This window comes from candidate division WOR-3 bacterium, from assembly GCA_039804165.1.
In the GTDB taxonomy this organism is placed as follows: Bacteria; Hydrothermota; UBA3072; order UBA3072; family UBA3072; genus JAFGHJ01.
Window position 1 is genome coordinate 127,645 of record JBDRZZ010000002.1, and the last position, 13,810, is coordinate 141,454.

Genomic DNA, 13,810 nt, shown 5'->3' on the forward strand with positions numbered 1-13,810 from the left:
AAGAATTGATTTTTTTGTTTTTATCTATAGGAATTAAAGAGCCTCTAAATAGAGAAACAATGGATTCTCTTAGTATTTTTAGTGACCGGGAATTTATTGAAAAACAGATTGAGGTTTTTGCTCTTCATCCTGATCATCTTCGTCATTTTGGTCCAAATCGTAAATCTCCTTTGTTGAGATCTAGACAAAAAAGCGTTTTACAATCTTATAGAAAGACAAGAGTTGGAAGTGTCGATACAATTAGAATTGCTGCAATTAGAGTTGAATTCTTACCAGATACAACCTCTCTCACTACAGGTAACGGTAGATTTATTCTTATTGGAAGTGGGAATATTTGTGATACAACTTTTGACACAACATTAATTGACGGTAAGGTGAAAATTGACACTTTGATTACAAGAAACCTAACTTATGATCCTCCTCATGATTTTACTTATTTTAATAGATTATTAGAAGCCCTTCACAATTATTACTGGAAGGTTTCATATAATAAACTCTGGCTTGAGTGGGAAGTTTTCCCATCCCAGATAGATTCTGGATACCAATTACCTTATGAGATGAGCTATTATGGCGATCCAAAATACTTCGTTTTGGGTTTTTTTAAATTGCTTAGGGATGCTGTTCTTTGTGCGGATAATTCGGTTGATTTTTCCGATTTTGATATTGTAATTGTTTTCCATGCTGGAGCTCCTTGGCAGACAGATCTTCGTGGAGATTCTCCTTATGATATTTATGCAGGATATGGTTCTGAGATGCATAAAGTGTTTGGCTCCTATCTAATAGTTGATGGAGATACAATTGATGAAGGCATAATAATGCCTGAAACAGGATTTCAAGATGGTGTTGCTTCTTATTTACAGGGATCTCTATGCCATGAGTTCGGTCATGCTCTTGGTCTTTTTGATCTATACGATGTTTCAGGGAAAAGTATAGGGATGGGAGGATGGGCTTTAATGGGAACTGGGAACTGGAATGTTGGAGGGCTTGTTCCTCCCAGGATGTGTGCTTATAATAGAGTTAAACTTGGTTTTGATGAGCCTTATTTAATTGATAAAAATGCTACTTCTCTACCAATAAAATGGACTGGTAGTTTTGATTCTTCAACGCCAAAGATTTATAAGATTCCAATAAATGCCGAAGAATATTTTCTTATTGAGAATAGATTTGCTTATGTTAATCCAGACACTTTTCATTACGTTCTTCCTTGCACAACGAATCTTGACTCGAATGGCTATAGGGTTTGGAAAGATAATGTTTTAGTAAATATAGATGATTACGAATCTTCTCTTCCTTTACCTTTTAACTCTGGGGGTCTTGCAATTTGGCATATAGACGAAGAAAAGATTGGAATAGCTGAGAGTTTAAATATGGTAAACGTTGGTTCCCCAAAAGGGATTGACCTTGAGGAAGGAGATGGTATACAGGACTTTGAAAAGTCATTATCAAAAATTCAAAATATAAATGCAGCATTCTATGGCTCTCAATTGGACGTTTATAGTTTAAAAGGGTACAACTATGAATTTTCTTCTAAGACTGATCCTTCTTCTTGTGACAATTTGGGTAATTGGACTGGGATAATAATATCAAATATTTCTTCTCCAGATACAATAATGTTCTTTGATGTGTTTTTTAACAGAATTGTTTCAGGATTTCCGAAAAAGTTTGGGGATAGAATGGATGTTATATCACCCCAAGATCTTAATGGTTCGATTTATATTGGAGATATGGGGGGAAGAATTTATAGAGCAAATCCAGATGATACTTTATTTAAAATGTGCGAGATTGAAGATTCAATATATAAAGATTCTACCTACACTACTCCTCTTCTTTCTGATATTACTGGAGATGGTGAGGTAGAAATTTTTGATATGACTATAAAAGGTAAAATTTTCCTCTATGACCTCTATGAAAGAAAGCTGTTAGATTCAATGAGGGTGAGAGGGGAAATATATGGAAATGCATCTGCTTATGATCTTCTTCCTGGAGGGGGGAAAGAAGTTCTTTTTGGAACTTCTTATGGGGAATTACATCTCCTTAAATGGGATGGCAATAAACTCTTAGAAGCAGAAGGTTTCCCTGTTTATGTAGGAGATTGGTTGGTGGCGACTCCTCTTGTTATTGGAAGTTCTATATATGTTTTACCTGCTAGTGGTGTTCTTTTGAAGATTTCTAAGGAAGGGAAGATTATCTGGAGAAGGGGTAAAGAATGTGTTTCTTATAGTTTGTCTTCTCCTGTAGCCGGGGATTTAGACCGAGATGGAATAATGGAAATTATATGTTCCACTGGAGCAAAAAAAGTTTTCTGTGTAGATACATTAGGTGTGATTGAATGGGAAAGGAATTTACCTGCAAAAACTTATTTCTCAACCCCAGGATTAGGAGATATAGATGGAGATGGATTCCTTGAAGTTGTTTTAGCTGATAGTGCAAACATATTTGCCTTAAACAGAAACGGTGCTCTCCTAAATAATTTTCCAATAAAAATTCATTTTTCTACCCAACCTCAATCTTCAATTGTCCTTGCTGATGTAAGTGGAGATTCTTTGTTAGACATTGTCTTTGGCTCTCCGGATGGCGGGGTTTTTGCCTTTAATGGAGAAGGAAAGAAAGTTGCAGAATTTCCATTTGGGGTAGGAAAAATAACTTATTCTACCCCTTTAGTTTGTGATATGAATGGAGATGGTCGTTCGGAATTATTTATAGGCTCCTCCAGTGGATGGTTGTATGGTTGGGAGACAGACGGATTTTACAGAAAAGATGGATGGAATAGAATTTACTTTAATAATGATCATCAATCTGTTTTTCCTGATTCTTTTCTACCAGAAAATTTCCAAAAAGAAAAGGGTATAGGAATTGAAGAATTCTATGTTTATCCTTCTCCTATAAGAAGAGGAGAAGAAGCTTACATAAGGTTTACCTTAGGTTCTCATTCTTCTAATGTGATAATTAGAATATACTCTCTTTCTGGAAGGCTTGTAACAGAGAAAAGGATAAAAGGTAATTCTGGACAGAATGAAGTTCGAATAGATGAAGAACTCACCAAAGAAGCCAATGGGATTTATGTGGCTACTATTAATGTTGATGATAAGTGTTTCCGTAAGATAAAATTCGGTTTATTAAATAGATTTTAAAAAGGAGGACTTATAAATGCTTTTTTTCTCTATACTTCTTTCAATCACACCAACTAAAGCAGCATTCTCCTCTTTTATCATCCCGGGTTCTGGAGATCTTCTTTTGGGGAATAAAAGTAGAGGTTTCTGTTTTATGGCTATTGAAGCAGGGATTTGGTTTAATTTCTATAATTCTTTAAAAATAGAAGAAAAATTTGACAAGATATCCCGAAATTTTGCAATTTTTTATGCTTCTGCTAATCCTTATAACAACGAAAAGAAATATTTTGATGCAATGGAGAATTTTTTAACAAATGTTGATTATAACGAATATATAAAAGAGAAAGCTAGAAAATTGTATCCTGATACATTAGACGAGAAAATAATGGAAGAAAGAATTAAAAAAAGAAAAGAATACATTGAGCAATATTCCTACATAGATCCTGATTCTTGGTCCTGGCAAACTCAGAAGTTTGCAGATACCTATAGGGATCTTAGGAAGGATAAAAGAAGAGCTTCTCAGAGAGCTACAAATATTATTGGACTTGCTCTTTTCAATAGAACTGTGAGTTTCTTTGTAACTTACCTTTGGGGCAAGAGAGTTTCTGTGAATTTAAAAGAAAATGAGATTGAAATAGGATTTAGCTTTTGATGAGGTTATATAATACTTTGAGTAAGAAAAAAGAAGATTTTGTGCCTTTGGTTAAGGACACGGTGACCATTTATTACTGTGGAATGACCTTACAAGAATCTCCCCATATTGGGCATGTAAGAGCTGTTTTAACAGCGGACATTCTACATCGATATTTAAAATATTTGGGTTATAATGTAAAGTTAATAGTTAATTTTACGGATATTGATGATAAGGTTATTAGAAAGGCAAAAGAAGAAAGAAAGGATTATAGAGAAATAGCTTCATATTATGAGACAGAATACAGGGAGGTTACAAGAGCCCTTAATATCTTAGAGCCTTCTTTTTCTCCAAGAGCAACGCAGCACATTGAAGAAATAATAAAGTTAATAGAAAACTTAGAGAAAAAGGGATTTGCATATCAAAAGGATGGAGACGTTTTCTTTCGCGTTAGAAAATTTAAAGATTACGGAAAACTTTCGGGAAAGAAGATAGATGAATTACGTTCTGGAGTAAGGATTGAGGTTAACGAAAAGAAAGAAGATCCTCTTGATTTTGCTTTATGGAAGAAAGGAGAACCTTCGGAACCCTTTTGGTTTTCTCCTTGGGGTAAAGGAAGGCCAGGTTGGCATATTGAGTGTTCTAGTATGGCAATTCATTATCTTGGAGAGACCATTGATATTCATGGAGGAGGAACTGATTTAATTTTCCCTCATCACGAAAATGAAATTGCCCAAAGTGAGAGTGCGACAGGTAAACCATTTGCCAGATTCTGGATTCATAATGGAATGCTTAATATAAAGGGTGAAAAAATGTCTAAATCTCTATTTAATTTTATCCCTATAAAAGATCTCCTAAGAGAATATGACCCTAACGTAATTAGACTTTATTTATTACAGGCTCATTATAGAAATCCAATTGATTATGCTCCAGAGCTACTTCAACAAGCAGCTTCTGCGTGGGAAAAAATTATAAATTTTCTGAAAATCTCTGAAGGGAGAAAAGGTAACCTTATTCCTGAAATTATCAAAGCCTTTGAGGAGAGGATGAATGATGACCTTGGAACACCTGAAGCAATAGCTCTTATGTTTAATTTGATTAATGAGGGATTAAAAGAAGAAGAAAAAATAGGATCATATAGAGAAACGCTCTTTTTGATCCTTCAAGTTCTTGGTTTTAAACCTATCGAAAAAGAAACGGCGTTAAAACCCTTAATTGATGAAATTTTGACTCTTAGAAAAGAACTTAGAAAGGAAGGGAATTATAAGGTGGCTGATCAGATAAGAGAAGTTCTTCTTAAGATAGGTATTATAGTTCAAGATGACAAAGAAGGCAGCAGATGGTGGATAAGATAAGGGGAAGGGAATTAGCCTTAATAGCTCTAATTAATTTCGAAAAAAAGAAGAAAATCCCGAGTAAATTGGGTGGATTTAAAATTATTGAAAAAGGGAATAAGCCAAATAGGGAGATCCAGAAGGCTTATGATTATTTCTTTGGAACAGTTAAAATGATTAGAAGAATTGATTACATTTTAGAAAAACATTTAAAAAATAAAAGACTAGAAGAATTACCCCTTCCAATAAGAAATATTTTAAGAGAAGGGGTCTATGGTCTTTTGTTTAGTGGAGATCCAGAGTATGCAGTTGTAAATGAAATGGTGAATCTTGCAAAGAAGTTTGGTCATAATGGAACAGTAGCTCTTGTTAACGCTGTTTTGAGAAATATACATCCTGTAGAGTATCCAAAGGAAAGAATTGAATATCTTTCTATTTATTATTCCTTTCCTGAATTTTTGGTTCGGATGTTACTAAAGGATTATGGGGATGAAATCACGGAGAAAATTTTAAAAGAGAGTAATAAACCTCCCATCACTACTATTAGAGTAAATAGAATAAAAGTAACTCCAGAGGAGGTCGTGCAGGAATTGAAAAAAAAGGGATTTAAGGTCCAAGAAATTGAAAATAGAAAATATAATCTTATTTCTGAAAGTAAGGTTATTTATAGTGAGAGTTTTAAAAAGGGACATTTTCAAATTCAAGGGGTCACTCAAAATATTAACATAGAGCTCCTTTCTCCTCAAAGGGGTGAGATTATCCTTGATTTGTGCGCTGCTCCCGGGACAAAGAGCACAGGTATAGCAGAACTTATGGAGGATGAAGGAATCGTGTTGGCTGTAGATAAGAAAAATTTACATCTTATTAGCCAGAATGCAAAAAGATTGGGGATAAAAAGTGTTTATCCGGTTAAGGCTGATGTATTAAATTTTAGTGTTAAAGAAGTGGATAGAATTCTTTTAGATGTTCCTTGCTCTGGAACTGGGATAATGAATAAAAAGGGAGATATTAGATGGAACTTAACCGAAGAATCTCTTGAAAGACTTATAAAATTGCAAAGAGAAATGTTATGGAAGGCTTCAGAAAATCTTAAACCAGGAGGTATTTTAGTATATTCCACCTGTTCTGTTCTTAAAAGAGAGAACGAAGAACAAATAGAGTGGTTTTTAAGAGAGAAAAGTGGTTTCACTATTGACTATGCGAAAAATAATGATATTTTTATTAAGAATCTACCAGAAGAACCTTTTTACGATGGTGGATTTGGAGCAATTATTAGAAGGAGGTAGCAAATGTACTACCAACAGAGTTCTGGTAAAGTTTTCTGGATAGCTTTTATTACTTCTTTAATAGTTTCTTCTTTGGTTAGTTTTACTATGATATATCTTCTTCCGCAGGCTTTATCTAAAAGAGAAAGCACTATAGAAGTTCCTGATGTAGAAAACTTAGAGTTATCTGCCGCCGAAATTCTTCTCAAAGAAAAAGGCTTAAAGATGATCGTAGAAGATGAAAGATTCCATCCGACAGTAAAGAAAGATAGAATAATTTATCAAAGGCCAGCTTCAGGGGAAAGTGTAAAAAGGGGGTCTACTATAAGACTCGTTGTGAGTAAAGGACAAGAAGAAACAAAAGAGGGAGAACTTATAGTTCCTTCTGTTATTGGTTTTGAGCTTAATCAAGCGAGAGTTTTTCTTTCGGAAAAAGGGTTAACTGTTGGAGTAGTTGAGAGAGAAGAATCTGAGGAAGCAAAAGATATTGTTTTAAGAACAGTGCCTGAGCCAGGACAGAAGATTACAAAGGACATTCCTATAAAATTGGTGGTTTCCTCAGGGACGAAAAAGGTAGAAGTGCCAAATTTAAGGGGTCTTAGTGAATACAGAGCTCGGTTACTTCTTGAAGAAAGAGGTTTAAGTTTAGGGAGAGTCCTTTTTACAACGAGTGCAGAACATTCTTTTGACATTATTATTTATCAGAATCCGAAGCCGGGCGAGATAGTTTCAAAAGGAACCAAGGTTGATATCACCATAAATAAGGAAGGTGGTTAATGAAGAAAAAGCTTATATACATTCTCATCTCTATAGGTTCCTTCTTTTTTGGTTTTGGTTCTTTTTATTTCTTGATGCCTCTTATAGTTCGTCAAAGTAAACCTGTTGAGGTTCCATACCTGTATAATATGAGTATAGAGAGAGCAAAAAATTTGCTATCAACAATGAATCTTCGGTGTGTAATTTTAGATAGTGTTAATTCTACGGAAGTCCCAAGAGGTTATGTGGTTAGAACCGAGCCGCCTCCAAAAGAAGATGTAAGAATGGGAGGGGTGATAAAGCTTATTATTAGTAAAGGACCAAAAAAGGTCCGTTTACCTAACATTATAGGTCTTTCTCGGAAAGAGGCTATTGATTCTTTAAATAATAATGGGCTAACAAATTATATCTTCGTGAATTATCCTATATCTAATAGAGATTTAAATAATAAAGTTGTGAAAACAAAACCTGCGATTCAGGATAGTATTGAGGAGGGAGGAATGCTCACAATATTTATAGGTTCAACTAAAAAGAAAGTCTTTCTAATGCCTAATATAATTGGAATGAATTTACAAGAGGCTCAAGAAGAGTTGAGTAGACGGGGTCTTATCTTAGAAGAGATTAAGAGAACCACAGGAAGTGATATTGTTATTCAGCAATCTCCATTACCAGGAGTAGAAGTTACTTCTGGAGATAGAGTTAGAATTGTTGTGGGAAAATAAGATTAGGAGGGGAAAGTGTTAACTAGACTAAGAGAGTTAGAAATAAAAATGTTAGAAAAGAAATCTTTTTTAGAATTTACGAAAAGGATTTCTTTTTCTTTAGGATTTGCTTCTTTAGTAGGGCTTTCAACCCATCTTAAGATATTTCTTCCTTGGTCGCCTGTTCCCATTACGGCTCAAACTTTTTTTGTTCTATTGGGAGGAATTTTACTTGGTAAGTTTTGGGGAGGAATTGCTGAATTAATTTATGTGGGATTGGGTAGTATAGGTCTTCAATGGTTTGCAGGAGGAAACATATTAGGGCCAACCGGGGGTTATTTAATAGGGTTTGTTTTGGCAGGATTCTTTCTTGGATACGTAGTAGAGGTTTATAAACCGAAAGGTTTATTAAATATATTTTTTCTAATGTTATTAGCCAATTTCTTTTTAATATATATCCCCGGGATCTTGTATCTTGGATTTTATCTATCTACGATTAAAGGAAGTTTCCCCGGAATTTATCAGCTACTCTTAATGGGGTTATTTCCATTTATTCCTGGAGATTTAATAAAAATCTCCTTTGCTTCCATTATTGCTTCAGTTTTTATTAAAAGAAAAAATTTCTCTAACAAAACTTAATTATTTGCTTTTTGTTTAAAAAATCTATAAAAAGGAGGGATTATAGTTTTATTTTATTACCTTCTATAAGTTTTACACAAGCTTCAACTACTTCAGAGTCGTATAATTTATCTTTCCCTTCTATAATTTCTTTTAAAGTTTTTTCTATGGAATGAGGAAATCTATAAGGTTGGGGAGAGGTCATCGCTTCTAATACATCTGCTACCGCAAGAATTTTCGCTCCAATATCAATTTCATGTCCTTTTAGACCGTCAGGATAACCCGTTCCATCCACCCTTTCATGATGTTGAAGTACTATTATTGAGGTCTCTTCCATAACTTTAACCTTTGAGATTACTTTATATCCAATATATGGATGGAATCTGGCTATATCATATTCTAACTGAGTTAAACTTCCGGGTTTATTTAGAATTTCCTCGGGAATACATATTTTCCCAATATCGTGGAGTTTACTCGCAGCTCTTAAAGTTAATTTTTGTTTAAAACTTAAATCCATATATTCTGCTAATTTTTCACTTATTTCTGTGACTCTAGTTTGGTGACGACTTATGTGATTACTAACCTTTTCGACGTATTGTTCTATCGCGGAAAGAGAATTAGTTATTGCTTTTTTTAGATACTCAAATCGCTCGTGTAATTCGTCTGTTGTATTTTCACGATCGGAAAATCCCTTTTCCCATGTAACTACCTTTTTGTGGAAATCCACAAATGATTGCATTTCACATACACCTCCAGAAATTTTTAAAATTAAAAATTTTATTATTTTAATTAATTTATTATTATATCTATTTTTTAAATTTTGTCAAGGGAGGTTTTTTCCTTGCTGTTAAATCCAAGGCAGGTGGTGGACACTTTGAGATATTTTAACATTCACAAGGTCTAATTCCAGATTAAGAGTCACAACCATTTTCTTCTCCAGGAGTTTATCAAGATCCGCCGCAAACAAGTGGACAAGTTGAGGAGATTTGTTTCTCTCAATAAGTATCTCTAAAGTGTTTTATCCTTCTTGTTTGAGTTCTTTCTCATCGTATTAAAGAAAAATAGATAATTATTGACTTTATGAAAGAAATGCTCTTTCCCTTCAAAGACTTCTATATCAAAGAATTCTCTTTCTATTATTTCTATAGATACTTCCTATGAACTCCAGACCATTATCATATTGAAATCTGACTTTATTTAGATGGACCCATTTCCCTTTAAAAACTCACATGAAAGCCTGGCAAATATGCACGAATGAGCAACACTGATGTTCTCGTAATAGGCGGTAAAACCACTTGATACACATCTCCCACTATACTGATATTCTACCTGTTCGAAAGCATTAAAAGCCATCCTTTTCCTTCTCTCTTTTCTCTAGGTAATTCGTCTCGCATGTAAAATCCTTCTGGCGGTTTCATGGGAAACAGGAACTTAGAAATCTCTAACCAATACCTTTATTGACATTTTACCCTTCTCTTTGCGTTTTTCTAAAGATCCTCTATGTGTTTGGGTGTCTTATTATGGACTCCCTGAGGTGCTCTAGAACGATTATATAAGCCTTCTATGCCACATTTATCAAATTTTAAGCCATTTGTAAACGGTAGGTCTTCCTGTAGTAAAAATCTGAGCCGCCTCGGTTATAGACTCTTTTTTAGCATATTTTACGAGATCAAATCGAATTTTTACCTTATCAAGGGGTTGCATATTTTTATAACCTCGTCCTATTGAGAATAAAACATATATCTTCCTTTCATTGTTTGTCTTTGAAAGGAGGATATTTATTTTAACTATAATTGCAACTCCTTAATTCTTCTAACCAACAATTTTTAGGTTTATATTTAAATCTACCCTCTTTATCCCCAGAACCTCCACAAAGTGTCCACCTGCTTTGGATTTAATAAATTATTATTTTTCCTATCTTGACTTTTACATTAAAAAGGGTTATATTTATATAAAGTGAGAGTCGGAAGAATATTATTATTGGATGGTGTTATCACAGAAACACAATTAAAGGAAGCGCTAAAAAGGCAGCGAGAGGTGGGAGGACGTTTAGGTACAAACTTATTAGAATTAGGCTATGTTAACGAAAGACAACTTGTTAGCGCTCTTGAGAAAAGTTTAAACGTAAAAGGTGTTGTCCTTTCTGATTATCCTTTAGATAAAGAAGTTTTAAATTTGATTTCCCCTGATATTGCTAGAGCTTATGAGTGTGTTCCTGTAGAGAGGAAAGGGAAAACCCTTTATTTGGCGATGATAAATCCAAGTGATGTTCAAGCCCAAGAAGATATTAGATTTAAGACAGGGTATGACATAGTTCCTTTAATAGCAGCTGAAAAATCTATAAAAAGAGTTTTAAAAGAACATTACGAAACTAAGGCTCTTGAAGATGAGGTTGCGGAAGAGATGGGTCTTAAAGAAGAAATAGAAGTAATGGAAGAAAAAGAAGAGGAAGAAGAAGCATCTGTTCTCACCGCTCAGATTGAATCTGGACCAGTAGTCCAATATGTAAATTATCTTTTGAAAAAAGCTGTAATGGAAGGAGTAAGTGATCTACATATTGAACCTTTTGAAAAAGATGTGAGAGTAAGAGTGAGAATTGATGGAGTTTTGCACGATTTTCAACCTCCTCCTTTTAAACTTTATAAAGCAGTTGTGTCCAGAATTAAGGTTATGTCAAATCTTAAGATTCAGGAGAAAAGGAGGCCTCAGGATGGAAGATTTCAAGCTCAAATTATGGGAAGAAAAATCGATTTTAGGGTAGGGGTTGTTCCAACTGTTTTTGGAGAGAAAGTGGCTATACGAGTTCTTGACTCTGAGAGTATAGAGTTTGATTTAACTAAATTAGGATTAGAAGGAAAAGCTCTAAGTGATACTATGAATGCAATAAAGAAACCCCACGGGATTATCTTAGTTACAGGTCCTACAGGTTCTGGAAAGACAACTACCTTATATTCAATTCTCAGAGAGATTAATAATATAGAAATAAACATTTCTACTGCTGAGGATCCTGTTGAATACACACTTTTTGGAATTAATCAGGTTCAAGTTAGGGAAGAGATTGGTCTTAATTTTGTAGAAGCTTTGAAAGCTTTTTTACGTCAGGATCCTGATGTAATTATGGTAGGAGAAATAAGAGATAAACCAACCTCAGATATTGCTATACGTTCTTCTCTTACTGGCCATCTTGTTCTTTCTACTGTTCATACAAATTCTGCAGCAGCTACAGTTACTCGTCTTATAAATATGGGTATCGCTCCTTTTCTTTTGGCTTCAACTCTTGAACTTATTATTTCACAGCGATTAGTTAGGACAATTTGCCCAAGATGCAAAGCTCCATATGAAATTTCAGAAGAAGAGATTTTGAAACTTGGTTTTGATCCTTCAAGACTGAATGGTAAAAAAGTTTTTCGGGGTTTTGGTTGCGATAATTGTAAAAAAACCGGTTATAAAGGGAGAGTTGGATTGTTTGAAGTTATGGTGGTTAGTCCAACTATAAGGAAAATGATTGTAGAAGGAGCTACTTCAGACGAAATAGAATTAGAGGCAAGAAAGGAAGGAATGGAGACTTTAAGGGATGCTGGTATTAAAAAAATTCTTGAGGGGATTACAACTCTTGAAGAAGTGGCTAGAGAGACTCAGGAGAGATAGATGCAGAGAATAGGGGAGATTTTAATTCAGGCTGGCAAAATTACTCCTGAACAGTTAAAATTTGCTTTGCAAAAGCAAAAACAAGTAGCTAAAAGATTAGGTGCAATTCTTATTGAAGAAGGTTTTATTACAGATAGTGAGCTTGCAAAGGTTTTGTCTTTACAGTTTCGTGTTCCTTCAATTGATATTAAACCCGAAGATGTGGATAAGAGTGTTATTTCTCTTATAAATAATGATATGGCACAACGATATCAAGTTTTTCCTATTAGGAGAAAAGGTGGAAGGTTGGTCTTGGGTATGGTTAATCCCGGGGATCTAGAGGCTATTGATGCTGTTGAGTTTAAAACCGGTTTAAAAGTAGAACCTGTTGTTGTGAGTTACTGGAAAATGAATCAACTTTTAAATCAATTTTATCCAGTTACTAAAGAAATAGACAGAATAGAGAAAAAAGAAGAGATGGAAGAGCAATTTATTTTCACAGAAGAAGATGCGGAGGATATTTTTATAAGAGAATCTGAGATAGAAGAAGAAGATTGGAGGGCTGAGGCTCAAGAGAAACCTGTAATAAAACTTGTTAATTATTTAATTACATCGGCAGTGAAAAAGGGAGCTTCTGATATTCATATTGAGCCTTATGAGAAAACTTTAAGGGTTAGATTTAGAATAGATGGTGTGTTACAACAAGTAGCTGAACCTCCTTATAGATTAAAAAATGCAATTTCTACAAGAGTTAAAATAATGACTGGCACTATGGATCCTTCAGAAAGAAGGCTTACTCAAAATGGAAGGATAAAAATTAGAGTGGATGGGAAACCAATTGATATTAGAGTAAGTATAATACCAACAGTTTTTGGAGAGAAAGTGGTGATGAGGATACTTGATCCTTCGGCTCTTATGTTAAATATGGAAGATCTTGGTTTTGAACCAGATGCTCTTGAGAAATTTCAAAAAGCTATTCTTAAGCCTTATGGATTGGTGCTTGTTACAGGACCCACAGGAAGTGGAAAATCTACAACTTTGTATTCTGCCCTTGCTGCCTTAAATAAACCAGAAGTAAACATTATGACTGTTGAAGATCCTGTTGAATATAACTTAAAGGGAATAAATCAAGTCCAAGTTAATCCGGAAATAGGATTTGATTTCCCTGAAGCTTTACGAGCTTTTTTAAGGCAGTCACCAAATATAATCCTTGTTGGAGAGATTAGAGAAATAGATACAGCTTCTATTGCGATTAGGGCAGCTCTAACAGGACATCTTGTTTTATCCACTCTTCACACTAATGATGCTCCAAGTGCTGTTCACCGATTAGTGGACATAGGTATAGAGCCTTTCTTAATAGCAAGCTCTTTGAATCTAATTCAAGCTCAAAGACTTCTTAGAAAAGTTTGTAAAAATTGTAGAAAAAAGATAGGACCGGAGGATGTAGATAAGATAGACATTCTTAGAAGTATGGGTCTATCTAAAGAGGAAATATTAAATGGGAACATATACAAAGCTGGAGAAGGATGCCCGGAATGTAATTCTACAGGTTATAAAGGTAGGATTGCAATAACAGAAGTAATGCCTATCTCAATGAATTTGAGAAAAATGATTCTTGAGAAAGCAACAACCGATGAGTTAAGAATAGCTGCTCAGAAAGAAGGGATGCGAACTCTTAGGGAAGACGGAATTGTTAAGTTAAAAAAAGGTCTCACAAGCCCAGAAGAAGTTTTAAGAGTTACTGTAGAGGTTTAAAAACTTAAAGAAG

At 34.4% G+C, this 13,810-nt stretch carries 12 protein-coding genes; 9 read left to right on the forward strand and 3 right to left on the reverse strand.

What is annotated here, in order from left to right; all coding sequences use genetic code 11:
• Positions 1-5: 5 nt before the first annotated feature.
• Genes ABIN61_01695 through ABIN61_01725 form a run of 7 tightly spaced genes read left to right on the forward strand, consistent with a single transcriptional unit; the run spans position 6 to position 8,436 of the window.
• Positions 6-3,131: an FG-GAP-like repeat-containing protein gene (locus tag ABIN61_01695; GenBank protein ID MEO0292918.1), complete on the forward strand. Its 3,126-nt coding sequence runs from the start codon at positions 6-8 to the stop codon at positions 3,129-3,131.
• A gap of 16 nt (positions 3,132-3,147) precedes the next feature.
• Positions 3,148-3,762 carry a hypothetical protein gene (locus ABIN61_01700; protein MEO0292919.1) on the forward strand — a complete coding sequence of 205 codons (615 nt, stop codon included), beginning with the start codon at positions 3,148-3,150 and terminating at the stop codon, positions 3,760-3,762.
• Positions 3,762-5,096: a cysteine--tRNA ligase gene (gene cysS, locus ABIN61_01705; GenBank protein MEO0292920.1), complete on the forward strand. Its 1,335-nt coding sequence runs from the start codon at positions 3,762-3,764 to the stop codon at positions 5,094-5,096. The genes ABIN61_01700 and cysS overlap by 1 nt, the downstream gene beginning before the upstream one ends.
• Positions 5,081-6,361, forward strand: a complete 1,281-nt coding sequence (rsmB, locus tag ABIN61_01710) for a 16S rRNA (cytosine(967)-C(5))-methyltransferase RsmB (protein ID MEO0292921.1) — start codon at positions 5,081-5,083, stop codon at positions 6,359-6,361. Before cysS ends, rsmB begins: the two co-directional genes overlap by 16 nt.
• Before the next feature lie 3 nt (positions 6,362-6,364).
• Positions 6,365-7,117 (forward strand): PASTA domain-containing protein, encoded by a 753-nt coding sequence (locus ABIN61_01715; protein ID MEO0292922.1) that lies wholly within the window; start codon positions 6,365-6,367, stop codon positions 7,115-7,117.
• Positions 7,117-7,818, forward strand: coding sequence for a PASTA domain-containing protein (locus tag ABIN61_01720; GenBank protein MEO0292923.1), 702 nt, complete (start codon positions 7,117-7,119; stop codon positions 7,816-7,818). The genes ABIN61_01715 and ABIN61_01720 overlap by 1 nt, the downstream gene beginning before the upstream one ends.
• A gap of 15 nt (positions 7,819-7,833) precedes the next feature.
• Positions 7,834-8,436, forward strand: coding sequence for a biotin transporter BioY (locus tag ABIN61_01725; GenBank protein ID MEO0292924.1), 603 nt, complete (start codon positions 7,834-7,836; stop codon positions 8,434-8,436).
• A gap of 40 nt (positions 8,437-8,476) precedes the next feature.
• Here the strand turns inward: ABIN61_01725 and ABIN61_01730 are convergent, their stop codons facing one another.
• The 3 genes from ABIN61_01730 to ABIN61_01740 form a co-directional block, all read right to left on the reverse strand.
• Positions 8,477-9,154 (reverse strand): HD domain-containing phosphohydrolase, encoded by a 678-nt coding sequence (locus tag ABIN61_01730; GenBank protein ID MEO0292925.1) that lies wholly within the window; start codon positions 9,152-9,154, stop codon positions 8,477-8,479.
• A 458-nt stretch (positions 9,155-9,612) separates the two neighbouring features.
• Complete coding sequence (locus tag ABIN61_01735) at positions 9,613-9,768, reverse strand: hypothetical protein (protein MEO0292926.1); 156 nt, start codon at positions 9,766-9,768, stop codon at positions 9,613-9,615.
• A gap of 222 nt (positions 9,769-9,990) precedes the next feature.
• Entirely contained in the window at positions 9,991-10,119 is a 129-nt protein-coding gene (locus ABIN61_01740) for an IS630 transposase-related protein (protein ID MEO0292927.1), read from the reverse strand.
• Between the two features lie 252 nt (positions 10,120-10,371).
• Here ABIN61_01740 and pilB (ABIN61_01745) point away from each other — a divergent pair, with 252 nt between their 5' ends.
• Entirely contained in the window at positions 10,372-12,063 is a 1,692-nt protein-coding gene (pilB, locus tag ABIN61_01745; protein ID MEO0292928.1) for a type IV-A pilus assembly ATPase PilB, read from the forward strand.
• Complete coding sequence (pilB, locus tag ABIN61_01750; GenBank protein ID MEO0292929.1) at positions 12,064-13,797, forward strand: type IV-A pilus assembly ATPase PilB; 1,734 nt, start codon at positions 12,064-12,066, stop codon at positions 13,795-13,797.
• Positions 13,798-13,810: the final 13 nt, after the last annotated feature.